This is a genomic window from Hymenobacter piscis, assembly GCF_018760735.1.
Lineage (GTDB): Bacteria > Bacteroidota > Bacteroidia > Cytophagales > Hymenobacteraceae > Hymenobacter > Hymenobacter piscis.
On sequence record NZ_JAHHZN010000001.1, the window covers coordinates 320,362 to 346,232 of the forward strand.

At 64.7% G+C, this 25,871-nt stretch carries 22 protein-coding genes; 10 read left to right on the forward strand and 12 right to left on the reverse strand.

Translation table 11 applies throughout. The features are described 5' to 3' along the window. Window positions 1-147 precede the first annotated feature (147 nt). A complete protein-coding gene (locus tag KLP40_RS01370) occupies window positions 148-735 on the reverse strand; it encodes a DinB family protein (protein ID WP_215591729.1) in 588 nt (195 codons plus the stop codon). Window positions 736-862: 127 nt separating this feature from the next. Here KLP40_RS01370 and KLP40_RS01375 point away from each other — a divergent pair, with 127 nt between their 5' ends. Together KLP40_RS01375 and KLP40_RS01380 are read left to right on the forward strand one after the other, a co-directional pair. Beyond that, the gene (locus tag KLP40_RS01375; RefSeq protein WP_215591731.1) at window positions 863-1,840 is read left to right on the forward strand and encodes a hypothetical protein; all 978 of its coding nucleotides are present in this window, start codon (window positions 863-865) and stop codon (window positions 1,838-1,840) included. A gap of 274 nt (window positions 1,841-2,114) precedes the next feature. Further along, the gene (locus KLP40_RS01380; RefSeq protein ID WP_215591732.1) at window positions 2,115-3,152 is read left to right on the forward strand and encodes a ComEA family DNA-binding protein; all 1,038 of its coding nucleotides are present in this window, start codon (window positions 2,115-2,117) and stop codon (window positions 3,150-3,152) included. Window positions 3,153-3,319: 167 nt separating this feature from the next. On the opposite strand, the gene KLP40_RS01385 is transcribed toward KLP40_RS01380, so the two are convergent. Beyond that, window positions 3,320-4,117 (reverse strand): phosphatase PAP2 family protein, encoded by a 798-nt coding sequence (locus KLP40_RS01385; protein ID WP_215591733.1) that lies wholly within the window; start codon window positions 4,115-4,117, stop codon window positions 3,320-3,322. Window positions 4,118-4,275: 158 nt separating this feature from the next. Here KLP40_RS01385 and KLP40_RS01390 point away from each other — a divergent pair, with 158 nt between their 5' ends. Further along, on the forward strand, window positions 4,276-5,148 hold the full coding sequence (locus KLP40_RS01390) for a hypothetical protein (protein ID WP_215591734.1): 873 nt from the start codon (window positions 4,276-4,278) through the stop codon (window positions 5,146-5,148). Window positions 5,149-5,308: 160 nt separating this feature from the next. On the opposite strand, the gene KLP40_RS01395 is transcribed toward KLP40_RS01390, so the two are convergent. Further along, window positions 5,309-6,187 (reverse strand): hypothetical protein, encoded by an 879-nt coding sequence (locus KLP40_RS01395; RefSeq protein WP_215591735.1) that lies wholly within the window; start codon window positions 6,185-6,187, stop codon window positions 5,309-5,311. A gap of 138 nt (window positions 6,188-6,325) precedes the next feature. Here KLP40_RS01395 and KLP40_RS01400 point away from each other — a divergent pair, with 138 nt between their 5' ends. Then, complete coding sequence (locus KLP40_RS01400; RefSeq protein ID WP_215591736.1) at window positions 6,326-6,517, forward strand: cold-shock protein; 192 nt, start codon at window positions 6,326-6,328, stop codon at window positions 6,515-6,517. Window positions 6,518-6,590: 73 nt separating this feature from the next. Here KLP40_RS01400 and KLP40_RS01405 read toward each other — a convergent pair whose 3' ends face one another. Together KLP40_RS01405 and KLP40_RS01410 are read right to left on the reverse strand one after the other, a co-directional pair. Further along, window positions 6,591-7,088, reverse strand: a complete 498-nt coding sequence (locus KLP40_RS01405; RefSeq protein ID WP_215591737.1) for a gliding motility lipoprotein GldH — start codon at window positions 7,086-7,088, stop codon at window positions 6,591-6,593. Between the two features lie 33 nt (window positions 7,089-7,121). After that, window positions 7,122-8,720, reverse strand: a complete 1,599-nt coding sequence (locus tag KLP40_RS01410) for a PSP1 domain-containing protein (RefSeq protein ID WP_317196729.1) — start codon at window positions 8,718-8,720, stop codon at window positions 7,122-7,124. A 368-nt stretch (window positions 8,721-9,088) separates the two neighbouring features. Here KLP40_RS01410 and KLP40_RS01415 point away from each other — a divergent pair, with 368 nt between their 5' ends. Further along, complete coding sequence (locus KLP40_RS01415) at window positions 9,089-9,892, forward strand: M57 family metalloprotease (RefSeq protein ID WP_215591738.1); 804 nt, start codon at window positions 9,089-9,091, stop codon at window positions 9,890-9,892. A 171-nt stretch (window positions 9,893-10,063) separates the two neighbouring features. Here KLP40_RS01415 and KLP40_RS01420 read toward each other — a convergent pair whose 3' ends face one another. From KLP40_RS01420 to rsfS, 6 genes are all read right to left on the reverse strand, one after another. Beyond that, complete coding sequence (locus KLP40_RS01420; RefSeq protein WP_215591739.1) at window positions 10,064-12,706, reverse strand: S8 family serine peptidase; 2,643 nt, start codon at window positions 12,704-12,706, stop codon at window positions 10,064-10,066. A gap of 249 nt (window positions 12,707-12,955) precedes the next feature. Further along, the gene (locus KLP40_RS01425; RefSeq protein ID WP_215591740.1) at window positions 12,956-13,834 is read right to left on the reverse strand and encodes a hypothetical protein; all 879 of its coding nucleotides are present in this window, start codon (window positions 13,832-13,834) and stop codon (window positions 12,956-12,958) included. A 28-nt stretch (window positions 13,835-13,862) separates the two neighbouring features. Beyond that, a complete protein-coding gene (locus KLP40_RS01430; protein WP_215591742.1) occupies window positions 13,863-14,666 on the reverse strand; it encodes a UDP-2,3-diacylglucosamine diphosphatase in 804 nt (267 codons plus the stop codon). Next, entirely contained in the window at window positions 14,641-15,303 is a 663-nt protein-coding gene (locus KLP40_RS01435) for a LutC/YkgG family protein (protein WP_215591744.1), read from the reverse strand. Before KLP40_RS01435 ends, KLP40_RS01430 begins: the two co-directional genes overlap by 26 nt. 184 nt (window positions 15,304-15,487) lie before the next feature. After that, on the reverse strand, window positions 15,488-17,611 hold the full coding sequence (gene ftsH, locus KLP40_RS01440; protein WP_215591745.1) for an ATP-dependent zinc metalloprotease FtsH: 2,124 nt from the start codon (window positions 17,609-17,611) through the stop codon (window positions 15,488-15,490). A gap of 99 nt (window positions 17,612-17,710) precedes the next feature. After that, on the reverse strand, window positions 17,711-18,106 hold the full coding sequence (gene rsfS, locus KLP40_RS01445) for a ribosome silencing factor (protein ID WP_215591746.1): 396 nt from the start codon (window positions 18,104-18,106) through the stop codon (window positions 17,711-17,713). A gap of 42 nt (window positions 18,107-18,148) precedes the next feature. Here rsfS and KLP40_RS01450 point away from each other — a divergent pair, with 42 nt between their 5' ends. The 3 genes from KLP40_RS01450 (at window position 18,149) to KLP40_RS01460 (ending at window position 22,835) form a co-directional block, all read left to right on the forward strand. Beyond that, on the forward strand, window positions 18,149-18,910 hold the full coding sequence (locus tag KLP40_RS01450) for a biotin--[acetyl-CoA-carboxylase] ligase (RefSeq protein ID WP_317196730.1): 762 nt from the start codon (window positions 18,149-18,151) through the stop codon (window positions 18,908-18,910). Between the two features lie 214 nt (window positions 18,911-19,124). Beyond that, a complete protein-coding gene (locus KLP40_RS01455; RefSeq protein ID WP_215591748.1) occupies window positions 19,125-19,592 on the forward strand; it encodes a T9SS type A sorting domain-containing protein in 468 nt (155 codons plus the stop codon). A 252-nt stretch (window positions 19,593-19,844) separates the two neighbouring features. Further along, window positions 19,845-22,835, forward strand: coding sequence for a glycosyltransferase family 117 protein (locus KLP40_RS01460; protein WP_215591749.1), 2,991 nt, complete (start codon window positions 19,845-19,847; stop codon window positions 22,833-22,835). Window positions 22,836-23,025: 190 nt separating this feature from the next. Here the strand turns inward: KLP40_RS01460 and KLP40_RS01465 are convergent, their stop codons facing one another. Beyond that, complete coding sequence (locus KLP40_RS01465; protein WP_215591750.1) at window positions 23,026-24,075, reverse strand: methyltransferase domain-containing protein; 1,050 nt, start codon at window positions 24,073-24,075, stop codon at window positions 23,026-23,028. A 156-nt stretch (window positions 24,076-24,231) separates the two neighbouring features. Here KLP40_RS01465 and KLP40_RS01470 point away from each other — a divergent pair, with 156 nt between their 5' ends. Both KLP40_RS01470 and KLP40_RS01475 read left to right on the forward strand, forming a co-directional pair. Further along, window positions 24,232-25,164: a D-2-hydroxyacid dehydrogenase gene (locus tag KLP40_RS01470; RefSeq protein ID WP_215591752.1), complete on the forward strand. Its 933-nt coding sequence runs from the start codon at window positions 24,232-24,234 to the stop codon at window positions 25,162-25,164. 181 nt (window positions 25,165-25,345) lie between these two features. Beyond that, on the forward strand, window positions 25,346-25,861 hold the full coding sequence (locus KLP40_RS01475) for an LVIVD repeat-containing protein (protein WP_215591753.1): 516 nt from the start codon (window positions 25,346-25,348) through the stop codon (window positions 25,859-25,861). Window positions 25,862-25,871 lie beyond the last annotated feature (10 nt).

Here is a 25,871-nt window from a genome sequence, read left to right on the forward strand (position 1 = left end):
CCGGAAATCATTCTGAAAAGACAAAAAAGCCCCGCCGAACCTGGGTCCGGCGGGGTCGTTTGAGCGCCTGTTCGTCATCCGGAGCAGTGCGAAGAATGACAGCTATTTTCTACCCTCCTTCCCCACCTCACTCCTTCCCCACTTCCCTTATTCACTGCCCGACACGCCGAGACCGTCCAGCACCCGCTCGGCCTGCTGGAGGTGGCGTTTCATGTGCTCTACCAGCAGCTCAAAGGCATCGGGCAGCGGGGGCAGCAGCAGCGGAATCAGGGGGTTGGGAATGCGGATGGCGTTCATATTCACGCGGCGGGCCTGGCTGAGCAGGCTGCTCAGCTCATCGAGCTGGCGGCTGAACACTTCCACCACCGTGCGCGGCAGCCGCGAGCCGCTGGGCGCGTACTGCTGGGGGGCCTGCAGGGGCTTTTCGGCGGCCGGAACGCGCATGGCCTCGGTCATTTTCCGCCCGAAATAGCCGTGTTTCACTTCTTCCGCGGGCGAAGTGCCGCGCTGCTGGGCCGCCTTGATTTTGCGCCCTATCACCGGCAGGTAAAGCCCCCCCACGATGTTGAGATGCTCCAGGCACTGGCCCACGCTCCACTTGCCGGGGCCGGGTCCGCGGTTGAGCTGGTCGTCGGTGAGGGGGCGGAAGCGGCGGTGAACGGTTTCACGCGCCCGCTCCACGTCGGCGGCCAGCGCATCAAGGAAATCGGTGGTACGGTGGGGGGTGGTAGCCATAGCGAAGATCGAACGGGGTCAGCAGAATCAGTTGTAATGATACGGGCCCCCGCCCGATTCGGCAACGCCACACCTTAATTCGGGGCCCGATTCGTGGAAATTCCGCGCCGAGCGGTACTTTCGGAACATGTTCTTGTCTTTTTCGCGCCGGCTGCGCCCGGTTTTTCTGCTGCTGTTGCTCGTGCCCTACCACCGGGCCCGGGCTCAGGCCGCACCCAACCCCGGCGAAAACATTGCCTTTCTGGTCACGTTCGGGGCCCAGGCCGATAAGAGCTGGGGCGACGACGACTTCACCCAGACGTTTTTCTTCCTCATCCCGCAGGAAAACCGCCAGCCGGTGTACATCCGCGTCTTCGACCCCGACTGCGGCGGCCGCCACGACGAACCGAAAGGCGGCTGGAATACCACCACCGAGTTCAGCCTCTACGGCGGCGCGGGCACCCACTCCGCCCCCGATGCCCGCGCTACCACCCCCCGGGGCCAGTACCGGGCCGGCACCCTGCTCAAACAGGTGAAATTCGGCAGCGAAAAAACCTACGACAACCAGTGGTACACCTTCGGGCCGCTGAACCCGCTGGAAGGCGAGCTGGTGCCCGATTTTGCGGGCCGCGTGTTTAAAATGGTGGTGCAGGGCAAGAGCGGCGACGACGGCAACCTCTACCGCTACTTCCTGAGCACCTCCCCCACCGAAAACATACCCGTGGAGGGCGGCAACGCCTTCACCTACGAGTACGCCTTCCGGCTCTCGGCCACGCCCGGCCGCAAAACCCACCTCTACCCCTTCGTCAACGACCGGGTGGTGAGCATCAAGCAGAGTAACTTCGACGTGGACGGTGACGTGGGCCTGAAGATTTTCAGCGTCTCGAAAAACGGCCATCCGGCCGTCGTGAGCGGCAACAACGTGTGGGCCAGCAGTACCCACCCCATCACCGACAAAGAGCACGGCCTCTCCCTGGACCTGCAGCTTACTACCCTTTCCAAAGCCCCCAACGACCTGGTGTTCTACGTCACGGACCAGTACGACGTGGCCCTGCCCTTCTTCGCCATTCCCCTGGGCGGCCCGCCCCGCTACCGCTACGAGGTGGACGTGAAGATCCGCAAGTAACACAGTTGCCGGTTGTCAGTTGTCAGTTGTCAGTTGTCAGTTTGGTACGTCATTCCGAGCTTGCCGAGGAATCTCGCGGGCTGATGTTGCAGTGCTAATCCAACGTCAGCCCGCGAGATTCCTCGGCAAGCTCGGAATGACGTTCTCCTTTTTAAGCTGACGATCCAAATTCACGCCCTTTTACTACCCACACGAATTTTCTGGTAGCCGGTTGATTTTGTGCTGATTTCCCACTAAACTAAGCAGGTCTATTCAGCCCCTTATCTTATCCGCTATGCCCGCTTCCCGCCCGAAACCGGCTTTACCGGCGCCCGCCCGCCGCTTTTCGGCCCGGGTCCGGCGGGCGGTGCGGCGCTACTTCGGGTTCTCGCGCCGTGAAACCTCCGGCTTCGTGGTGTTGCTGCTGCTGCTGGGGCTCTGGCTGGTGCTGCCCGTGCTGCTGCGCCCCGCCCTGCCCGCCTACGACCCCGCCCCCGACCAGCGCCGCCTCGATGCCTGGGCCGCCGAGCTGGCCGCCCGCCGCACCGCCCGGCCCGCCTTTGCCAGCCGCTACCCCCGCCGCGCCTACGCCGCCCGCGAGCGGGTCCCCCAGGTCCCGCTCGCCCCCTTCGACCCCAATACCCTCACGGCCCGCGACTGGCAGGCCCGCGGCTTGCCGGCCTGGCTGGCCGAGCGCCTGGTGAAGTACCGCACTGCCGTGGGCGGTTTTCGGGCTAAGGAGCAGCTGCGCAAAGCCTACGGCCTCTCCGATACCACCTACGCCCGCCTCGCGCCCTACCTTCAGCTCCCCGACCGGCTCCCGCCCCGGGAGCCGCGCCACTTCGCCAAAAACGGCAACGGCCGGTATCCGGAGCGCCCGCCTTTCGAAAGCAAGCCCGGTTTCGCGCGCAAACCCACCCACCTGGCGGCTTTCGACCTGAACGCGGCCGATACCACCCAGCTGATGCAGATCCGGGGGATTGGGCGGGGCTACGCGCGGCGGGTGGTGGAGTACCGGCAGCGCCTGGGCGGCTTCCGGCAGGCAGACCAGCTGGCCGAAATCTACGCCCTCCGCGATGCGCCCGACCTGCTGGACAGCCTGCGCAAGTACACCTTCGTGGCCCCCGGCTTCACTCCCGCCCTGCTCGATGTGAATGCGGCTTCCTTCGAGGTGCTGCAGGCCCATCCGTACGTGGGTAAGCGCCTGGCCCGGGTGCTGGTAGCCTACCGCCAGCAGCACGGCCCTTTCCAGCAACCCGCCGACCTGCGCAAAATCCGCATCCTCGACGAGGCCGCCTTCACTAAAATGCTCCCCTACGTGGTAGTGCGGTGAGGTGGTGAAATGGTGAGGTGGTGAAATGGTGAAATGGTGAAATGGTGAGTTTGATGTTTGGACGGACCTGTCCGCGCAAGTGGCGCAATAAGGGCTAACCGAACATCAAACTCACCACCTCACCATTTCACCATTTCACCATTTCACCACCTCACCATTTCACCACCTCACCGCACCATCAGCACGGCCCCCACGGCGGCCCCGCCAGGACCGGGCGTGTAGGTGGGCAGCAGCAGCAGTTTCTGGCTGAAACGGGTCGGGAGTAAGCGGGCAGCGGCGGGATAGAGGCGCCAGACCACTTCGGCGGAGAGAAAGCCTACGCTGGCCCCGGCCACCACATCAGTAATCCAGTGCCGGTTGTTGAGCATGCGCATGGCTCCGGTGGCCGTCGCCACGCTGTAACCGGCCACCGATAGCCAGGGGTGCCCCTTTCCGAACTGCTCGTGCAGCAGGGTGGCCGTCATGAAGGCTTCGGCGGTGTGGGCCGAGGGGAAGGAGCTGAAATCGGCCGCCACGTCGGGGCGGCGGGTGGCGCTGATGCGCTTGAGCTGGCTTACTGCCCCTGTGTTCAGGACGTGCGCGAGGCCGTAGCAGAGGCTGAACGGCACCACGCCCCGCTCGCCCCGCAGCCCCCCGGCGTAAAGGCCGTAAGCCAGCAGAGCCGGGGCGTGGCGGGTATAATTGTCGAGGGAAGTGGCAAAGTGCGGGAAATGCTCCCGGGTTTCTTCGTGCACCTGCTCCTTGAGCTCGTCCATCACGTTTTCGTTCCGGCTGACGTAGCCCAGCGCCACCAGCGTAACGGGAATAGCAGTGCGCCACACTGCCGGACGCCGTAGCCAGGAGGGCTTCGCCGCCGGCCGGCTCACCGAATCGGCGGGCGGCAGGACCTGCGCGGCTCCGCCACGGCCCGACAACAGAGCGGCGGGCAGCAGCCAGCCCGAAAGCAAAAAAACGGAAAGCTTCATGGCGCGCGCAATTGGTTGGTAGTAAGGTAGTGCCTTTCGGACAGCGGCCCTACCGAAACGGCCGGTATCTTCGGGGCGTTCGATGGTCATGGTTCCTGGTTCGGCGTATGCCGGCCGAAGCCCGACCACCTGTTTCTTCTTTCCCCCCCCGTGCCCGCATGCCTGCTTTGCTTTCCCGTTCCCTGCTCTTGCTGCTGCCTGTATTTGCCGCCTGTACCCCGGACAACCGCCGGGGCAGCTTTGCTACCGCCGACCCCGATTATAAGGTGCAAGCCATCGGCCAGCTCAACAAGCGGGCCCAGGAAAGCTCGGGCCTGGAAACCACCGGCCCGGCCGGCGACCTGTGGACTCACGCCGACGGGGGCAATACGGCCCGCCTCTACCGCGTGACGCGCCAGGGCGATTTGCTCGAATCCCTGGACCTGGAACCGCTCCAGAACATCGATTGGGAAGACCTGGCCCAGGACGACGAGCAACGCCTCTACGTGGGCGACTTCGGCAACAACAAGAACAAACGCCGCAACCTGCGCATTTACCGCCTCAGCGGCCCCAGCCTGCAGCAGGTAGACACCATCCGGTTTTCCTACCCCGACCAGCGCGCGTTTCCGCCGCGTAAATCCCGCCGCAACTTCGACTGCGAGGCCTTCTATTACTTCCAGGACAGCCTGTACCTCTACACCAAAAACCGGGGCAACAACCAGTATGTGAAGCAGTACGTGCTGCCCGCCCGCCCCGGCCGCTACGTGGCCCGCCTCGCCGACAGCCTCCAGCTGCCCACCTGGGTGACGGCCGCCGACATCAGTCCCGATGGCCGGCGGGTGGCGCTGCTGGGCGAAGACTGCGCCTACCAGTTTGAGCGCCTGCCCGACCGCCGCCTCTTCGACGGTTTGAAAAGCCGCCTCCGCCTGCCCAAAGCCGGGCAGGCGGAGGCCCTGGTGTACATCAATAACGAGGAGTTCATTTTCAGCAATGAAAACGGCAAGCTCTTCGAGGCCCGCCGCCGCACCACCGGCCCCGAGGCAGCCCCGTAACCCGCGTGGCGGGCACCCGGAATCAGCCACCTCCGTCGTGCCGACCGCAGCGTGGAAATGCACTTCCAGGCTTGGGTCTTCGCTAACCAAAAACGCCCCACCCCGAGCCGGTCGAAGCCAGATCGGGGTGGGGCGGCTTATGGTGGTCTGAAGCCGGGGCCTAGGCGGGTGAACCGGGCCGGCCGGGCGTAGCCCCGTAGTCGGGCGAATCGGGGTTGTTGGTGCGCTCGTCGGAGGCCTGGCCGTAGTTGGCCGCCGCGTCCTGCTTACTGTAGTCGCCGCGGGCGGGCGAGCCGGCCGCCTGGTTGGGCTCGGCATCGTCGTACTCGTCGTTGTACGAACCCCCTTGGGAGCCGAAACCATCCTGGGCATCTCCCTGGGCATCGGGAGAGCCGGCGGCTTCGTAGCCGCTGGGCTCCCCGACGGGGGGCGTGGCCTCCGCTTCCCCGGCTCCGTAGGCGGCGTTGGTGGGCTGGGCACCGGTGCGCAGCCCCTCCGGGCCCGCCTCCGGGTGGTTGGGCGTGTAGTCTTCGCGCTGGTTGCGCTCTGCGGCGTCGGGGCGGACGTTGGAGTTGGACTGGCCGCCCAGGGAAGACGTACCGTAGTTATCGGCGTAGCCGGAGCCCGGGCCCTGGGGCGCGGCGTTATCGTTGGCAAAATCAGCCCCCACGGCCGAGCCGGCCGGCAGGCCCGCGCCCACCGCTTCCGTGCCGAAGCTGCCGTTTTCAGTTGAGGGCAGTCCGGCGGGCGTTTGGGCGCGCTCCCCTTCGTAGCCGCTGGTAGCGGCGGGCTGCACGGGGGCGCCGGCGTAGGTGCTGGTGCCCCGGCTCAGCTCGTTGCCGTAGCCGCCCTGGGTTACGCCCTGGTCCGACTGGCGGCCGAATTCGCCCCGGCTGGCTCCCGCTACTTCGTTCTGCTCGTGGTTGCGGTCGTGGGCTACGGGCTGGCCGGCGGCCGTGTTGTCGGGGGTCTGGAGGGCGGCGGGCACCTGGTTGGCGGTGTTATCGGGGGTCGAATCGGGGGTCTGGGCGTCGGTCATGGTGGCGGCAATTGGGATGGAAGATGCCTTTCATACGCAGGGGCCGCAGGCACGTTCCGGCAACGAGGGGTTTTGTCAGTCTGGAAAACCATGTAGATTTACCGCCATTCTTTCACCCCCCAACCGCTTACCCCCGCTATGAAAACCGGTAAAGTGAAGTTTTTCAATGAATCCAAGGGCTACGGATTTATCGTTCAGGACGAAAACGGCCAGGAAATTTTCGTCCACCAGACCGGCCTGATTCACGAAATCCGCGAAAACGACCGGGTTTCCTTCGACGTCATCGATGGCAAGAAAGGCCAGAACGCCGTAAAAGTGGAGCGCATTTAATTCAGCCGACACCCACGCAAAAGGCCCGCCGGGAATCCGGCGGGCCTTTTGCGTGCAGAAAACCGACGCGTCGTTACTTCGTGGCCGTGTGCCGGGCCACCCGCACGCCCACGGCCATAATACCGCGCAGCTGATCCTGACGCATGTACTGCTCCAGCACCAGCTTGTACGGGCCCGTCTGAGCAAATGCCTGGTTGGGCAGGGCCAGGAAGCGGTGGTCGAAAATGTCGCCGCTACCGTCGCCGCGGGGCTCTCCGGTTTGGGGGTCCATGAGCGTCATTTCGTGCAGCTTCCGCGACACCACGCGGCCGTCGGGGCCGGTGAGGGTGGCGCGCACGTAAAGGTTGTAGTACCCGTAATCGGCGGCGTTGCGCACGTTCAGGTACACGTCGTAGCGCTGGGTAGTATCCGGAATTTCAAACTCGAAGGCCGGTTTTTCCTGTACTGCCCACACGTAGGGGTCGCCGGCGGGCGAGGCCAGGTCGGCGTTTTTTTCATATACCTCGGCGGGGTCGCAGGCAGCCAGGGCCAGCAGGGCCAGCACCGGCAGCGGGCCCAGGAGCTTACGCATAGTGGTCGTCAGCATGATCATCAGTAACAGCAATTAAGAAGCGGCACCTTCTGCTCCACTACCGCCCCGGCCGGGGCGGCCGCTACCACGGCGCCCCGAGCGGCTCCGACGGCCTTCCCCGCCGCCCTCTGCGCCCGTCCGGCTGGCACCACCCGGCGTATCGCCCGCGTTACGGGGCGGGCGTCCGCCTTCCCGCGGGGGCCGGGCCGCATCCGGCGCCGGGGCACTGCCCGCCTCAGGCGCCCGGCTGCCCGCCCGCCGGCCTTCGCCGCGACCTTCGCTGCGGCTTTCTCCGTTGCGCCCCCGGCCGCGCCGGTTCAGGGGCCGGGCGGCGGCCCCGCGGGGGCGGGCACGCTCCTCGGCCCCGTCGGCGGGGCTGGCTGCGGCTTCGCCCTCCGGGGTTGCTCCGGGGGCATCCGGCGCGGAGGCACTGCTACGGGCCGGGGCCGAGCGGCTCGGCCGGACGGGCGCGGGCGCCGCTGCCGGAAGCTCGTCGGGGCGCTTCTTCTTGGTGCGCTTGGGGCGTTTGGAGGCTTTGATTTTGTCATCGAGGCGCTCCAGGGAGCCTTCCACAATGGCCGTTACTTCGGGCTCCTTTTCCTCCTCGCGCACGGGCACCAGCAACGTTTCGGGCTTTTCGCCGCGCTTGTTCAGCTCCAGCACCTCGCGCACCCGCTCGGCGGGCACTACCACCCAGTTGTTGTCGCCGCGCACGGCAAACCACATTTTGCGCTTGAAGATGTCGGTTTTCTGGAGCACGTACTCGCCCTTTTCCGTGAGCAGGGGGCGCTGCACCTGCGGAATGTCCTTGAGGGCGTCGAGGTAGGTATCGAGCTCGTAGTTGAGGCAGCACTTGAGGCGGCCGCACTGGCCCGAGAGCTTGGCCGGGTTCAGGCTCAGGTTCTGGTAGCGGGCGGCGGTGGTGCTCACGCTTTTGAAATCGGAAAGCCAGGTGGAGCAGCACAGCTCCCGCCCGCACGAGCCGATGCCGCCGAGGCGGCCGGCTTCGTGGCGCAGGGAAATCTGGCGCATCTCCACCCGCACCCGGAACTCATCGGCCAGGCGCTTGATCAGGTCCCGGAAATCGACCCGGTCGTCGGCGGAGTAGAAGAACGTGGCGCGGGTACGGTCGGCCTGGTACTCTACGTCGGAGAGCTTCATTTTCAGGCGCAACTCTTCCACCACGGCCCGGGCCCGGAACATGGTGCCAGTTTCCAGGTCGCGTACGGCCTGCCAGCGCTCGGCATCCTGGTCGGTGGCCACCCGCAGAATGGGGCGGATGTCCTTGGAGTCGAGGGGCACCTTTTTCTTTTTCATCTGCAGGCGCACCAGCTCGCCCTTGAGCGAGACGTGGCCCAGGTGCCAGCCGTTGCCGGCGGCTTCCACCACCACGGCGTCGCCGGTAATGAGGGGCAGGCGGCTCTGGTTGCGGAAGAAATCCTTGCGGCCGCCCTTGAAGCGGACTTCCACCAGGTCGAATTCTTTAAAGTCGCTGGGCATATCCAGGTCCTGGAGCCAGTCGAATACATTGAGGCGGGTACAGCCACTGCTACAACTGCCCTTCGAGCCACAGCCCGAAGCAGAAGTAGTGGAGCATCCCCCGCCGGAGGAGGAGCAGGTTGAGCAAGCCACGGCTTGTAAGATCTATAGGGTAAAGCGGCCGGGAAAAGAGCGGCGGCATGAAATCGGTTATCGACAAAGATAAAGAAATAGCCGGGGCAGCCGATTCCCGGCCGGTGCCATCGGGCAGCAGCCCAGTCAAACTCCTGACGCTCAACTTATAGCCCGGGTAAATTCCGTATAATCAGCACGCCATGCCAACTCCGGAAGGCGCAAACCCGCAGCCTGACCGGAGGCAACGTGCTGGCAGGTTGGGTCAGCATCAGGAAGCAAGGAGGTCAGCGTATATAATTTTATCAATTTTAACTCCATTGTTTTGAAATATCATCAATAAAAACCTAAGTTTACCTCGTTCTTTCACCAAACCACAACCAAATACTATGAGAGTACTCCAACGCTTTGCCCCGCTTGCTTTGCTGGCCTCGGCTACACTGGCCCTGTCTTCCTGCCAGGAGAAGGCCGCCATCGAAGTTAAAGATCAGCTGTCGGAAGCCACCATTTCCCAGATCAAAGCCCTGGGCTTCACGGCCACCGGCGCCCAGAAAGTAGACGGCGGCGTGCTGGTAGAAGGTGACATTCTGCTCAACGAAGAAATGCTGGCCAGCAAGCCCGATAACCAGATGCTGCGCGTAGGCCAGGACGAGCAGTACCGCACCACCAACCTGGTAACGGGCCTGCCCCGCACCATCACCATCCGGGTGGCCAGCAACCTGCCGTCGGCTTATGTAACGGCTACCAACGAGCTGATTCGCCGCTTCAACGCCGAGAACCTGCGCGTACGTTTCACGCGCGTAACGTCGGGTGGTAACATTGTTCTGAGCGCGGCTCCGGCCGGTTCCAGCTACCTGGCTTCGGCCGGCTTCCCTTCCGGTGGCAACCCCTTTAACTCTGTCCGCATCAACGTAGGCGCTATCGGCACGGCCAACGCCTCTACCTACATTGCCACCATTCTGGCCCACGAAGTAGGCCACTGCATCGGCTTCCGCCACACCGACTACATGAGCCGGCAGTATAGCTGCGGCGGCTCGGCCGTAAACGAAGGTGCCAGCACCGTGGGCGCCATCCTTATCCCCGGCACGCCTTCCAGCCCTGATCCGAACTCGTGGATGCTGGCCTGCATCGGCTCGGGTGCTAACCGCCCCTTCAACACGAACGACCGCACGGCCCTCAACTACGTGTACTAACCGCTCTGCGCCCAGTGCACTTCCCGAAACAGGGGCCCCGACTCAGTTGAGTCGGGGCCCCTGTTTTTATTTTACGCCGCTTCAAAGCGCCTGGAAAGCACGTTCTGAACGGACCAGTTGGGAGTCAGTTGGGAGCAAGCAGCCCGCCCGGGGCTTCCGCCGCTGAGCCGGCTACTGCACTACCGTGATGCGCCGGGTGATGGTAGCCCCGCCCCGCAGCCGGATGCGCAGCAGATACGTGCCGGGCCGCAGCCCATCGGTGGGAATGCGGGGAATGACTCCTTGTTCGGCCGCTACTGCCTGCTGCAGGCGGCCGGCCAGGTCATATACCCACACGTCGGCGGCCTGCTCGGGTGGCAGCACAATGCGCAGGGGCTCGCCCACTGCCACCGGCACCGGATACACCAGCACGGCCGCAGCTTCCATCACCCGGAAAACCCGCTCCGGCTGGCTGTACACTTCGTTGCCTCCCCCAAGGGTAAGCCGCGCGCGGTACTGGGCGTAGCCGGTCAGCGGGGCGGCATCGGTCAGCACCAGCGTCGTGGCCGGGCCCGGATTCAGGGTCTCGATGTCCTGGAAGCTGCCGTCGGACCGTCGACGCTGCAGGGTTACGGTTTGCAGGCGGAAGGTGGAGCCCAGCTCCAGGTCGAAGCGCACCGTGTCGGTTACCAGCTGGCGGGGCAGGAAGGAGCGCACGTAGCACCCGTTGCCGGCCTGCTGCAGGTCCTCCGTCGGGCCCCGCTCCCCTATCCGGCCCTGCACAACCGGCGCCACGGCAACATAGCGGTTGGCCAGCTCCGGGCCGGCAAGGAGCAGCGTTGTATCGGGTACCTGCCGCAACGGAACCAGGTGGGTATCCCCCAGCACGTACACCTGATAGGCCGTGGCGCCGGGGGTGCGCGACCAGGTCAGCAGGGCTTCCTGCTCGCAGGCGAAGGCCACCACCAGCCGCGGGGGCCGGGCCACGAAAAAGGTATCCGACACGGCCGTTGCGGGGCCGGCCACCAGCCGCAGCCGACCGGGCTGGGTAGCGGCGGGAGTGGTCCAGGCGAAGGACTGAGTGCTCAGGTCGAGGGCAGGACTGAGTTCCAGCCAGGCAGTCTGGCCCAGGGGCTGATATTCCAGCCGGGCCGGGGTGGCAGGACCGGCCCACTGCCACCGCAGCCGCTCCGTGGTGCCGGCCCCGAGGGCGTGGGTGGAGGTGGGCGAAATCCAGCACAGGCCCGTTTCGAACTCGTACGCCACGCTGAAGGCCTGTGGCCCCTGGGGCACCCGGTAGCCGCGCACCCGCAGCTCGTAGGTGCCGGCCACGGGGGCATCCAGCGTAATCTGCTCGGCATTATCGAGGTGGTTGGGGCGACGGCGCGCGGGTTGGGCCAGAGAATCCGGGTGCGGGTAGGGATTGAGCGTCCAGGGCAGCCAGTGCTGGCCGGAGGCGAGGTGGTGCAGGCTCAGGTCGAGGTCGTTGACGAGGGCGGGGGCCGCGTTGGCCGCGCCCGCCGGGTCGGTCCAGGCCAGGGTGAGTTTGAGGCGGTGAGTACCGGCGGGCACCGTCAGGCGGAACACCTGTTCCTGCCCCTGAGTGGCCGCTGCCTCCACAAACCGGTTGTCGAGCATGGTCTGAACCGCACCCAGGGCGTCAGCCTGGCCGTAGCCGGCCACAAAATCAACCTGGGGCGCGCCGGTGTCGTCGGCCGTGTTCAGCAGGGCCGCCCGCACCAGGGCCGCCGGGGGCAGACGGCCGTACTGCCGCTGGTGGGCCTGCTGCACCAGCAGGCTGATGCCCGATACCAGGGCGGCCGCATCCGACGTGCCCCCGTCGCCGAAGGCCACCAGTTCCGGCTTCACCCGGCCGTCGGCGGCGGGGCCGCGGGAGCTGCGCGCACTTACCTGGCCCAACGCATCGGTAGCGCCCACGCTCAGGCTGTTTTTCGAGTTCTTGAATTCCCCGGTCAGGTTAGCTACCTGGCCGAGGCCGGCGTAGGGTCCCGGGGCGGCCGGCTGGTCGCCGGAGTTGCCGGAAGAGAAGACGTGCACCAGACTCGGGTACTGCTGCCCCTGCTGGTCGTAGGCCTGGGCTTCGAGGCCGTAGAAACTCTCCACGTCTACGCCGTAGGAGTGGTTCTGCACCGATACACCCTGGCCGGCCAGCTGGACCCCATCGTCGGGCAGCAGGTTATCGTAGCTGGACTGGGCAATGCGCGCCTGCCAGGCCACGCCGCGGCCCTTGGGAGCCGAGTTACCGCCGCCGGCAACGATAGTGGCCATGGTGGTGGCGTGGGTGTTGAGCAGCGGCGCCTGGGGGTCAGGATTCAGCAACCGGCCCTTGAAGTCGATGTCAGTCAGGTCCAGGGGAGCCTCCTTGATGGACACCGTGAGGCCCGCCCCGGTGAGGCCGGGGTAGCGCGCCTGCACGGCCGTAACCGAATTCGCCCCGAAATCGGTGCCGCCCAGCTCCCGCTCCGGACGGGCGAGCCGGTCGGCCGCTTCCACAAAGCTCACCCACGGACAGGCGGCCAGCTCGGCGGGGGCCACCCCCCGCACCCGCCATAATGCGGCGTGATGGGGTTCGGCCTGACTCAGGGCCCGGGGCCAGGTGCGCGCCAGCCACTGTCGGAAGGCTGCTTCATCGCGCACGCGCACGCGCAGCCAGCCGGCGGCAGCCGGCCGCAACCCCGGAGCCAGACGACTAACCGACTTAACCGGAGCTGGTTTCGGGGCAGCAGTTTGGGCGGTAGCGCGCGGCGTAGCCGCGCCCCCGAATCCCAGCAACAGGAACAGGCACCCGGCACGGCGGAATACGGTAGCAGACATAAGCAGAACAGTGGTTGTGGAGGCGGTAGCAGAGAGCAGCTGCAACCGGAGCGGTTGCCTCCAAATATAACCACAAACCACCCGGCATGGCGCCGGCGTCCCGCTTATTACGGGACCAGGGCCAGGGCGCGGCGCGCAGGGCGGCAACCTTCTACATCTCCGGCACAGCCCGGCCCTTTACCGTCAGCCCTGGGAGCTGGTTCCGGACGGTAGCTGCCTGCAAAAAAACCGTTGGAACGCGGGCCGCGCTTATTTACCCGGCATTTTATATACCTGCACGCCGGTCGTCAGGAGCAGGTAGATGTACTCGTCACCGACCAGCACCTGCTGTACCCCGGCGGTCGGCAGGGCAACCTGCCGCTCGGTGAGCTTGTACAGGTCGAAGAAGCGCAGGCCATCGGCGGCCAGGTAGTAGAGCTCGTCGCCCCGGAAGCCAACGTAGGTCAGGCCCGGCAGGGGCAGTTTTTTGCGGTAATTGCCCAGGTTATCGAACACGTACACGCCCCCGAGGCGGTCCACGAGGTAAAGGTTGTTCTGGTATTCGCGCAGGAACCGGAAGTCGGGCCGGGAGCGGCCGATGAGCAGGTCCAGCGGAGTGGTTATGGTAAAGCGTTTCTGGGTCACGTCGAACTGCCGCAGGGTCAGATCCGATTCGTTGAGCAGCCAGTACCGGTCGTCGGGGGCCAGCGTAACCACCCGGGCCTGGCCGTCGAGGTAGGTAGCCAGGGCCAGCTCGCTGATGGGCGACAGGAACCGGTCGAGGACCAGCACCTGCTGGCGGTCATCGTAGAACACCAGCACCTTGGCCGTATTCCAGGCCTCCACCTGCATCACGTGGCCCGGCAGCGGGGGCGAGTAGGTGTTGAGCGCCTGCCCATCGGGCCCGAACTGGCGCAGGTTGTTCTGGCGGTCGGTCAGGTAGAGGTTGCCCCGCCGGTCCAGGGACGCCGCCCCGGGCTGGTCGAGCCGGATGGTGCGCACCAGCTGCCAGCCGGCCCGGGCGGTTGTATCCGGCGGCAGGTTCAGCACCGGTGCCGCCTGCCCGGCCGGGGCCACCGAGCCGGCCGGCGGGGCCGTAGTCTGGGCCGATGTCAGGGGCGAAAAGGCCAGGGCCAACACAACCGGCAACAGCCCGCGGCAGCCGGCGGCGGCCCGTTTAACGGGCCACGTATTCTCTCCCTGTCTCATATTCCAGCAAAGCCAGCGTGTTACCATCATACACGCCGTAGGTGCAATAATTGACCCATTCGCCCAGGTTCACGTAGCGGCTACCGGGCGCTACGGCCACATCCAGGGGCAAATGGCGGTGCCCGAACACGTAATACGCGTGCGGAAACTGCTGCTCCACCTCGCGGCAGTAAGTCAGCAGCCACTCGTCGTCGCCGAAATACTCGGCATCGGCCGCGCCGTTTTGCAGGCGGCTGTGGCGGCTCCAGTAGTTGGCCAGCCCGATACCAAAGTTGGGATGCAGGCGGGCGAACAGCCACTGGGCCAGGGGCGCGGCAAATACCCGCTTGAGCACCTTGTAGGTATGGTCGCCGGGCCCCAGCCCGTCGCCGTGGCCGATGTGGAACTGGTGGCCGCCGATGCGCTGGCTCACCGGGTGGCGCAGGATGGGAATGTTCAGCTCCTGGGTGAAGTAATCGAACATCCACATGTCGTGGTTGCCGGTGAAGAAAGTTACCGGAATGCCCGCGTCGGTCAGCTCGGCCAGCTTGCCCTGCAGGCGCACGAAACCCCGGGGGATGGCGTGGCGGTACTCGAACCAGAAATCGAAGATGTCGCCCAGCAGATAAATGGCCGCGGCATCCCGGGCCGCTTCATCGAGCCAGCGCACAATGCGCCGCTCCCGCTCCCGGGAGCGGGCGGCATCGGGGGCGCCGAGGTGAAAGTCGGAGGCGAAATACACCTTCTGGCCGGCCGGCAGCGAAAGGTCAGGCAGTTGCGGCGGGCGCGTCATCCAGTAAAAACAGCACGAGGCTGCGCGGGCCGTGGGCACCGAGCACCAGCGTCTTCTCAATATCGGCCGTGCGGCTGGGCCCCGTGGTCAGGGAAATCATGGAAGGCAGTTTGTCGGGGCCGTAGCGGTGCTGCACGAGCCGGAGCGCATCCCCGATGTCGGCCACTACCTGGGAAGTGCGGGCCAGCACCAGGTGCTGGTCGGGGTAGATGGTGAGGCGCCGCCCGCTACCGGTAGCGGCCGATACCAGCACGCTGCCGGTACGCGCCACCAGCGCCTCGCAGGTGGTCAGGCCGGCCTCAGCGTGCTGCTGAAAGTCGGCTTCATCTCCCTGGAAGGCTACACTGCCGGCGTGGAGCAGCTTTTTCAGCTCCGGCTCCCACACGTACAGGTGTTCCAGCTGCTTCTCCTTTTTGTAGGCAAACAACTGGTCGTAGAAATGCTCCTCCGACTCGCAGTAGTAAAACACGCCCCCCACGCGCACGAAGCTCTGGGCAAAGGCCACCGCCAGGTCCTCCCCTTCGGCGGGCCGGGGGTGGAGCGGGGCCGTGAAATCGGGCCGCGCCGGCTGGGGCGCAGGCTGGCGCAGAGCTTCCCGAATCCGGCGCAGTACAATATCGCGGGAGGTATCCGACATAGGCTGTAAAGGTAAGCGGTTTCGCGTATCCTGAAAACCGGATTTCCCAAGCTCCCCCCTGGCTGCCGGCGCGCAGGAGGTATTGATGCGCTGATGCTGCCGCAGACAGCACGGGCCCAACCGGAAAAACAGAAAGCCTGCTGTAGCAATGTACAGCAGGCTTTCGGAGGCATACGTGCGGTAATTACAGGGGCGTTACGGCCGAGCCGCTGGGTTCCGACGGAGAACCCGCCGGGTCCGTACCCTGATCCACCCCGGGCAGGTTCAGATCGGGCAGGTCGTTGCCGAGGGGCAGGCCGGGGTGCTCCTGCTTCCGCTCGCTCAGGGTTTCCGAGCGGTCGGTGCCAGCCATGTGGGCCTGGTAGCTGGTCTGGGTATCGTAGGGGCGCGGCCCCACGAGGCGCTGCAGGTCGTCCTGAAGCAGCACTTCCTTTTCCAGCAGCTCCTTGGCAATAACTTCCAGCTCGTGCCGACGCTCGGTGAGCAACTCCTTGGTGCGGGTATAGGCCTGGGAGATGATGGTGCGGACTTCCTCGTCAATCATCTGCGAGGTAGCCTCCGAATAGGGCTTGGTGAAGCCGTACTCGTTCTGGCCCTTGGAATCGTAGAACGATACGTTGCCGAGCTTGTCGTTCATGCCGTACATGGTCACGATGCTGTAGGCCACCTTCGTGATGCGCTCCAGGTCGGAGAGGGCGCCGGTCGAAATCTTACCGAACACCAGCTCCTCGGCGGCGCGGCCCCCTAGGGTCATGCACATTTCGTCCATGAGCTGCTCGGTGTTGTAGAGGAACTGCTCCCGGGGCAGGTACTGCGCGTAGCCGAGCGCAGCCACGCCGCGGGGCACAATGCTCACCTTCACCAACGGGTCGGCGTGCTCGAGGAACCAGCCGGCCACGGCGTGGCCCGCTTCGTGGTAGGCCACAATCTTCTTCTCGCCGGGGCTGATGATTTTGTTTTTCTTCTCCAGGCCCCCGATCACGCGGTCTACGGCATCGGTGAAGTCCTGCATGGTCACCATCTTCTTGTCGCGGCGGGCGGCAATGAGGGCGGCTTCGTTGCAGACGTTGGCAATTTCGGCGCCGGCAAAGCCAGGCGTCATGGCGGCCAGTTTTTTGGCTTCCACGTCGGGGCCCAGGGTCAGAGGCTTGAGGTGCACGTTGAAGATCTCGGTGCGGCCGTTGATGTCGGGCTTGTCGATGCTCACCTGCCGGTCGAAGCGGCCGGGGCGCAGCAGGGCCGAGTCGAGCGTATCGGGGCGGTTGGTAGCGGCCAGGATAATGACGCCGGAATCAGTACCGAAACCGTCCATTTCCACCAGCAGGGAGTTGAGCGTGTTTTCTCGCTCGTCGTTACCGCCGGGCGTGTTGCCCCGGCTGCGGCTGCGGCCGATGGCGTCAATTTCATCGATAAAGATGATGCAGGGCGCCTTGGCCTTGGCCTGCTTGAACAGGTCGCGCACCCGGGCCGCGCCCACCCCCACGAACATTTCCACGAAATCGGAGCCCGAGAGGGAGAAGAAGGGCACGTCGGCCTCCCCGGCTACTGCCTTGGCCAGCAGGGTTTTGCCCGTACCGGGAGGACCTACCAGCAGGGCCCCTTTCGGAATTTTACCGCCGAGGATGGTGAATTTGCTGGGGTTCTTGAGAAACTCCACAATCTCCTGCACTTCCTCCTTGGCCTCTTCCAGCCCGGCCACGTCCTTGAACGTGATTTTCACCTTGTCGCCCCCCTCAAACAGGGCGGCCCGGCTCTTGCCGATGCTGAAAATCTGGCCACCGGGCCCACCAGCGCCGCTCATGCGGCGCATCAGGAACCAGAAGCCCACAAAGAGCAGAATCATAAAGCCCCAGGTGCCGATGAAGTCGCCGTAGCCGTGCTCCTCCGTAACCTTGAGGCCAACCTGACGGTCGGCGGGCAGCGTGAGCTGGAGCTTGTCGAGGTCTTCCTTGAAGACTTTGCCATCCACCACCCGGAAGCCGAACTGGGGGGCTCCCCCGGCCGGAGCCGTGGCCAGCGGACCGCGCGGGGCGAGCCGCTTGCTGTACTCGGGCTTGGCAAGAGCTTCGCGCTTGAGCGTTACTTCCACCTGCCGGTCGTTCACCAGGGCCACCTCGGCCACATCCCCGGCCTTGAGCATCTGCTCAAACTCGAGTTGCTTGATTTCGACCATGGGCTTGCTCTGGTTGATGTACACCATTCCCAGAATCAGGACGATGAGTCCCGTCAGGACCCAGAGCTGCATGCCCGGCCGGGGAGCCGGACTGGGCAGCATGGGTTTTTTCTTTTTGGGCGTCGTATCAGACATGAATTGAAGTTGCTAGAACAAAAAACAAAGGCGGAACACGCCAGGCAGGCGTTTGTTAGCGTGCCCGCCAGTCTTCAGGAAGACGCCACCGGCCGCCGTTTACTTTACGGCCGTCGAAGTTTCGTCTTCTTCCACGTAGGTAATCTGGGCATCGCCCCACAAATCTTCCAGCGCGTAGAACTGGCGCCGGTCACGCAGAAACACGTGTACGACGACGTCCACGTAATCGAGCAGCACCCACTCGCGGTTCATGCGGCCCTCGGTCTGCCAGGGATTCTGGCCGGTGAGTTTTTCCACTTCCTCCTCTACGGAGCGCGCAATAGCATCAATTTGCGTATCCGACGAAGCCGAGCAGATGATGAAATAATCGGCTACGGCATTTTTGAGGTCTTTCAGATTGAGTACCACGATATCGGAGGCCTTCTTCTCCTGCATGCCGCGCACTACTACATCTGCCAACTTGTCCGAATCCTGCCGAATCAAGGTACTTTTCATAGGGTATTGTTAGGTTTGAACGTCACAAAGTACGAAAAACACGTGGAGGCATTATCCCCCCAAACGCTCTTCACGGGCCAACAGCTTGTCTGGCTGCCCGAATGCGCTTCAACGAACACCGAAGCGCAGCTATTGGTTGGCCAAAACCGGGCCACGGATGGCTGCTGCGTCATAACCGACAAACAGACCGCCGGCCGGGGCCAGCGCGGCAACCAGTGGGAGGCCGCCCCGGGCGAAAACCTGACGCTGTCGGTGGTCTGGCGGCCGGCATTTCTGCCCGCCGCCGACCAGTTTCTGCTCAGCCAGGCCGTGGCGCTGGCCGTGCACGACTGGCTCACGGCCCTGCTGGGTTCCGCGCCGGCCCTGCGGGTGAAGTGGCCGAACGACATTTTCTACGGCGCGCAGAAGCTGGGCGGCATCCTGATTGAGAACACCCTGAGCGGCGCAAAGATTCAGCACAGCGTCGTGGGCATCGGGCTGAACGTGAACCAGCAGGAATTCGGAGTACCTACGGCCACTTCCTTGGGCGGCCTGACGGGCCGGGCCTACCAGCTGGGTCCACTGGCGGCCCGGCTGCTGGAGGCCCTGGAGCGCCGCTACCTGCAGCTGCGGGCGGGCCGGGTGCAGGAGCTGCGGGCCGCGTATCTGAGCGTGCTGTACCGCTTCGGGGAAGAACACGCCTACGAGGCCGGCGGGCAGCCCCTGCGCGGCCGGATTACGGGCGTGGATGAAGCCGGCCGGCTGGCTGTGGCTACCGCCGGTCAGGTACGGTACTTCGATCTAAAGGAAATCCGCTACGTGTAAAGCACACCCCATCGACAATTTTATCATTTTAGTATATTCACTGCCAACTATTTAGTGTACTTTACCGTCTCTATCTCTAAACCCGTGGGCAACCTCCGCGTCTGACCCGGTATCTGTCTGCCTGACGCTGCTTGGCAACAAGGCATGGTAGTTGTCATTTATCCGATAGCCCCGCGGGCTTTATTTCCTCTCCGACTACGCTCTGCAGCATGCCATGAAACTTACGCTTCGCTCCCTCTCGCTCTTATTTCTGCTCTTGTGGCAGCTGCCGCTGCTGGCGGCTACTTACACGCTCAAGGCCAAAGGCGGCCTCTACCACGCGACGGCCGCTACCCGCAACACCGGACGGCCGCTCACGGCCCCGCGCATGACGCCCGTGGCTCTGACGCAGACCGCGCCGGCCGCCGCTGCCCGCCCCGTAACGCCCGCTTTCCTGATTTCGCCCAACCCCTCGCACGGGCTGGTTACTATTTCGGTGGCCTCGCTCACTGCCGGCTACGACTACAAGCTGCGCCTGAGCAACATCATCGGGCGGGAAGTGCGCACGGTGGCCCTGCGGCCCGACACCTCCGACCGGGGTATGAACCTGAACCTCTCCGACCTGCCTTCCGGCATGTACTTCTACAGCCTGCTCCAGAACGACCGGGTGGTATCGACCAAACGGCTGCTGCTCCAGAACTGACCCGCCCGCTCCGCGCACTCCCGAATGCTTACGCTAAAGCCTCTGCCCTTCCGGCGGAGGCTTTTGCGTTGGGGCCGGCCGGGGGCCGATTCTCCGGGTTGGTTGAGGTGCAGCGGGCCGTTGGTTGATTTCGCGTGCGGACCTCGCTACTTATTGGCTACTTTTGGACTTTCGCTGACTTTCTCTCTGAACCTTTTCCCCGTTGCTTAGCGGCGGACCGGCACCCGCTGGTCCTTTCCCCTACCCTACTTTATGCGGAGTTACAAAAGCCTGAATAACCTGGTCGGCTGGCTGGTATTTGCCCTGGCCACCGTTGTGTTTTTACTCACGATAGAGCCCACGGCCTCGTTCTGGGACTGCGGCGAATTCATTGCCTGCTCCTACAAGCTGCTGGTGCCCCACCCCCCCGGCGCCCCCACCTTCCTGCTGCTGGGCCGCCTGTTCTCGCTGCTCAGCTTCGGGGACGTGACCAAGGTATCGGTGCTGGTGAACACGCTGTCGGCGCTGAGCTCCTCGTTCACGGTGCTGTTCCTGTTCTGGATTATCACCATGCTGGCCAAGAAGCTGGTGCTGCGCCGCCCCGGTATGCACGACGATCGGCAGCTGGAGCCCACCTTCGGGCAGACGCTGCTGATTCTGGGCGCCGGCGCCGTGGGCTCCCTGGCCTACGCCTTCTCCGATTCGTTCTGGTTCAACGCCGTGGAAGCCGAGGTGTACGCCATGTCGTCGTTGTGCACGGCGGCGGTGGTGTGGCTGATGCTGAAGTGGGAAAACCGCGCCGACGAGCCCGATTCGGACCGGTGGCTGGTGCTGCTGGCCTACGTTATCGGTCTGAGCATCGGGGTGCACTTGCTCAACCTGCTGGCTATTCCGGCCCTGGGCTTCATTTACTACTACCGCCGCACCCAGAACCCGACGACGATGGGCGGCCTGATCACGCTGGTAGTCAGTGCCCTGATTGTGGGCCTGATTCTGGCCGGCATCATTCCCGGCCTGCCCACCCTGGCCGGCGCCTTCGAGGTGTTCTTCGTCAATACCGTGGGGCTGCCCTTCAACTGGGGCATCGTGATTTTCCTGGTGCTGTTCGTGGGGCTGATCTGGCTGGGCTTCCAGCAGTCGTTTAAGCGCCGGAGCCGGTTGCTGAATACCGTGATGCTGAGCTTCGTGTTCATCCTGATCGGGTATTCTTCCTACCTGATTGTGCCCATCCGCAGCTCCTACCATCCCACCATCAACGAAAACAACCCCGAGGACGTGCTCTCCTTCGTGAGCTACCTCAAGCGGGAGCAGTACGGCGACCGGCCCCTGCTCTACGGCCCCCAGCTCAACGCCCAGCCCGTGGCCCAGACCGACGGCGCTCCGCGTTACGTGCGCCAGGGCGACAAATACGTGGTGGCCGAGTACCGCCCGGTGCTCGAGTACCGCCCCGAGGACAAAATGCTGCTGCCCCGCATTTACAGCTCCGATCCGCTGCACGTGTACAACTACCAGAAGTGGGTGGCCGGCATCAGCAAGGACGTGAAGCCCACCATGGGCCAGAACCTGGAGTTCCTGTTCAAGTACCAGATGGGCCACATGTTCTGGCGCTACTTCATGTGGAACTACGTGGGCCGCGAAGGTGATTTGCAGCAGTCCGGCATTCTGTGGGGCAGCGCCGACGGCAACGGTCTGCCCGAGCGGGTGGCCGACAGCCCGGCCCGCAACGCCTTCTTCGCCCTGCCCCTGATCCTGGGCCTGCTGGGCCTGTTCTTCCACATCCGCCGCGACGGGCGCAACGCCTTCATTGTGGCCCTGCTGTTCCTGTTCACGGGTCTGGCCATCGTGATTTACCTCAACCAGCCGCCCATCGAGCCCCGGGAGCGGGACTACACCTTCGCGGGGGCCACGTTTGCCTTCGCCATCTGGATCGGGCTGGGCGTGCTGGCCCTGGCCGAAATGCTGCAATCCGTGCTGAAGGCCGATACCGTGCGGGCCGGCGTGGTGACGCTGCTGGGCCTGGTGGTGCCGGGCATCATGGTGGCCCAGGGCTGGAACGACCACGACCGGTCGGGCCGCTACCTCTCCGTGGATTCGGCCAAGAACCTGCTCAACTCCTGCGCTCCGAATGCCATCCTGTTTACCAACGGCGACAATGACACCTTCCCGCTCTGGTACGCCCAGGAAGTGGAAGGCATCCGCACCGACGTGCGCGTGGCCGTACTCAGCTACCTGAACACCGACTGGTACATCGACCAGATGAAGCGCGACTCCTACAAATCGGCGCCGCTGCCCATCTCGATGGAAAACAGCAACTACAAGCAGGGCACCAACGACTACCTGCCCTACGCCGAAAATCCGGCCGTGAAGGAAGTGGACGTGCGCCAGTTCATGCAGCTGGTGGAGCAGAACAGCCCCCTGCTGCAGGTGGGCTACGGCGACGGCCGCACCATGCTCTCCTTCCCCTCGCGCAGCTTCTATTTGCCCGTTGATACGGTGGCCGTGGAGAAAATGGGCATCGTACCGGCCAGCCGCCGCGCCCAGCTCGTGCCGCGCATGGAGTGGCAGGTGAGCAAGAGTGCCATCGAGAAAAAGAGCCTTGTGATTCTCGATATTCTGGCGACCAACAACTGGCAGCGGCCGGTGTACTTCTCCAGCACCGTGGACTCGCGCGACTTCATGGGCCTGCAGCCCTATTTCCAGCTCGAAGGCATGGCCTACCGCATCCTGCCCGCCAAGGACCCCAACTACGACCCCAAGGGCGGCGGCGACGAAGGCTACGTGGCCGAGGACCTGATGTATGAGAAGCTCATGAAGACCTTCGCCTACCGCGGCCTCGACAACCCTGGCATCTTCTACGACGAGAACAACCTGCGCTTCCCGGCCAACTACCGCGACAAATTCTCGCGCCTGGCCGATGCCCTGCTGGCCAACGGCGACAAGGTCCGGGCCAAGCAGGTGCTCGACAAAGCCTTTGAGGTAATGCCCGACAAGGCCATCCCCTACGATTACTACGTGCCCCAGTTCATTCCGGCCCTGGTAGCGGTGGGCGACACCAAGCGGGCCAACGAAATCATGGACACCATGACCGGCCGCGCCGAGCGGGGCCTGGCCTACTACAGCACCCACAACCAGCCCCTGTTCGACCAGGAGTTCCAGACCTACCTGCTGAGCCTGAACAGCATCGGCCGCGCCGCCGAGGCCATCGGCGACCAAGCCCGGGCCGAGCGGGCCATCAAGCTGCTCAACCAATATTACCAGCGGTAACCGCCGCCAGCGGTAAGCAAGCAGGCCGACTCCGGAAACGGGGTCGGCCTTTTTGTTGCTGAGGTCACCTCCCCCCCCGGCCCCCTCTCCTCGGGGAGAGGGGGAGCCTGAAGAGTTGGCTGATGGCTGATAGCTTTTTGAACGGAGGCTAACAGCTAACAGCTCGGAGAGGGGGCCGGGGGTGAGGTGTTTAGCAGCCGCAGCCGGGGGCAGCATCATCGGCGCTGCCGGTGGCGGCCGGGGCGGGGCCGCAGTCGAAGAGGCCGAAGTGCTGGGTTTGGTCGCCGGTTACGCGGAAGTGGGCGCCGTAGCGGGTATCGGAGACCATGGCAGCGGTGTTGCCGCACACGAGCATGGGCCGGCCGGTTTCGAAGCGGTGGTGGTCGTCGAGCACGAAGGCGTGGGGCTGGCCGGGCAGGGTGCCCAGGTAGGTGGCCACCTGGCCGTGGTCCTCGCACCGGTCTTCCAGCTCAAGCTTGAAGGCCCGGACCGTGAGCGAATAGAACCGGATGTTGCCCACCTTTTCCTCAATTTCGGGGTTGCCGATGGTGAGGCGGCGGCTGGCCGTGAGGCGGTAGTCGCGCACCCCGATCTGGTGGAGCAGGCGGCGGAAATCCTCCGTGTACAACGCCCCGCTCAGGCACTCGCCGTAGAGCACCGGATCCTGGCGCAGGCTTTCGGGGATGCGGCGGTCGGCGAAGACGTCGGCAATGTGCAGCTCGCCGCCGGGCTTGAGGACCCGGAAAATCTCGCGGTAAGTGGCTTCCTTATCGGTGCTGAGGTTGATGACGCAGTTGCTCACCACGATGTCCACGCTGTTGTCTTCCAGACCGGCAGTGCGCAGATCCTCGATGTAGCCGTGGCGGAATTCCACATTGGGCGCGGCGTAGCCGAACCGCTCGGTGTGAGCCCCAATGTGGCGGCGGGCCACTGCGAGCTGCTCCTCGGTCATATCGACGCCAATCACGCGGCCGTGCTCGCCCACCAGTTTGGAGAGCAGATACACGTCGCGGCCGCTGCCCGAGCCCAGGTCGAGCACGGTGCAGCCTTCCACGGCCGGGGGCACGGCCACGCCGCAGCCGTAGTACTTCTCCAGCACCTCGGGCTCGAGCTGGGCCAGAATGCGCTTGTGTTCGGCCGGAATATCATCGGTGCAGCAGGCGTTGGTTTGTAAGTCCTGCTGGGTCTGGAGCTGCTGGCCGTAGTACTGCCGGACCTGTTGTTGGGTGAGTTGTTCCATGGGGTGGTTATGCGGTGGTAATGGAAGCTTTTGAGTAGCTTCCTCCGGCCAAAGTACGCATTTGACCGGAGGGCCCGGATGTGGCGCCCACGTACATAATTCGGCCGCCGAACCACCCCGACAACCTGCGTTGGAGTTTCAAGTCGTATGAAGACAATGCTACTATTTATCTATTCTGATTTTTCCGCCGCCGTGCGGACCAACCTGCTTCAGGGGCTACCGCCCAACGTCACGCCCGTCTTCCGCACCGACCTGCCCGCCGACGAGCAGCGCCCCGCCCTGCACCGCGCCGACCTGCTCCTGGGCAACCCCCCCCCCGACTGGCTGCAGCCGCTGCCGCCCCGGCTCCGGTTCTGGCAGATTGACTCGGCCGGTATTGCCCAGTATCAGCACCTGCGCCCTGAGTTTCCGGTGGCCAATATGGGCGACTTCTTCGCCTGGCCCTGCGCCGAGACGATGGTGGCCGGGCTGCTGGGGCTGCTGCGCTACGTGCCCGAGCTGGCCGTCTGGCAGCAGCAGCGGCAATGGGTAGGCGCGCCCGTGCGCACCCAGCTGGGGCTGCTGCGGGGCAAGCGGGTGCTGGTGCTGGGGCGCGGCACCATCGGGCGGGCCGTGGCCCAGCAGCTCACCGGCTTCGGCTGCCCCGTGCAGTTTCTGGCCCGCACCGACCCCCAGGCCCAGCTCCACACCCGCGCCGACGTGCTGGCCGCCCTGCCCACCACCGATATCGTAGTGAACTGCCTGCCGGGCAGTGCCGAGGGCTATTTCTCGGCCGAACTCATTGCCGCCCTGCCCCCGCACGCGCTCTACGCCAGCGTGGGCCGGGGCTCTACCACCGACGAGCAGGCCCTCATCGAGGCCCTGCAAACCGGCCGCCTGGCCGGGGCCGTGCTCGACGTCACCCAGCAGGAGCCCCTGCCCCTCACCAGCCCCCTCTGGCACCTGCCCCGGGTGCTGCTCACCCAGCACAGCGGCGGCGGTCAGCCCGGTGAGGAAGCCGGCAAAGCCGACCTGTTTCTGCGGAACCTGCGCTACCTGACCCTGGGGCAGCCCCTGGAAAACGAAGTACAGCTGATGCGCGGCTATTAAACCCACAATAAGCGTCTGGCGGTCAGGCAAACCGGCATAACGTTTTCCGGTTTGCCTGATCGTACTACCGGTTGGGGCAGTTGGCCTTCTTCTGCCATATTTTGGGGCGGCCGCGCTTCGGTCGTGCAACCTTTTGCCTCCTGGTCAGGCTCCTGCCCATACCATCTTATTCCGGTAGGCTATGCAGCTACGCTACTCTTTATTCCTGGCAGTCAGTTGCCTGATGACGCTGACTGCCTGCCCGATGGTGGAGCCCATCGACCCGATTCCGCTCCCCAGCTACAAGCCCCTGCTCATGGCCCGCAGCCAGCTGGAACAGGCCGTGGCCGTGCTGCCACCGCGCGAGCTGCACAATACCGGCAAAATCTACTTCCGCGACCCTTACCTGCTCATCAACGAGCAGTATGAGGGGTTACACATCATCGATAACCAGGACCCCAGCCATCCGCAGCCGGTGGCCTTTCTGCGCATTCCCGGCAACGTGGACGTGACCATGCAGGGCTCCATGCTTTACGCCGACAGCGGCTCCGACCTGCTCACGTTTGATGCCCGCGACATGCAGCACCCGGCTCTGCTGAACCGGCTACGGGAAGCGGTGCCGGAGCTGCCCATGCCCCAGAGCGGCCTCGTTCCGGACCAGTACCAGGCGGCCAACCGTCCCGCCGACGCCGTGGTAATCGGCTGGCAGAAACTCTAACCCCCCGGAC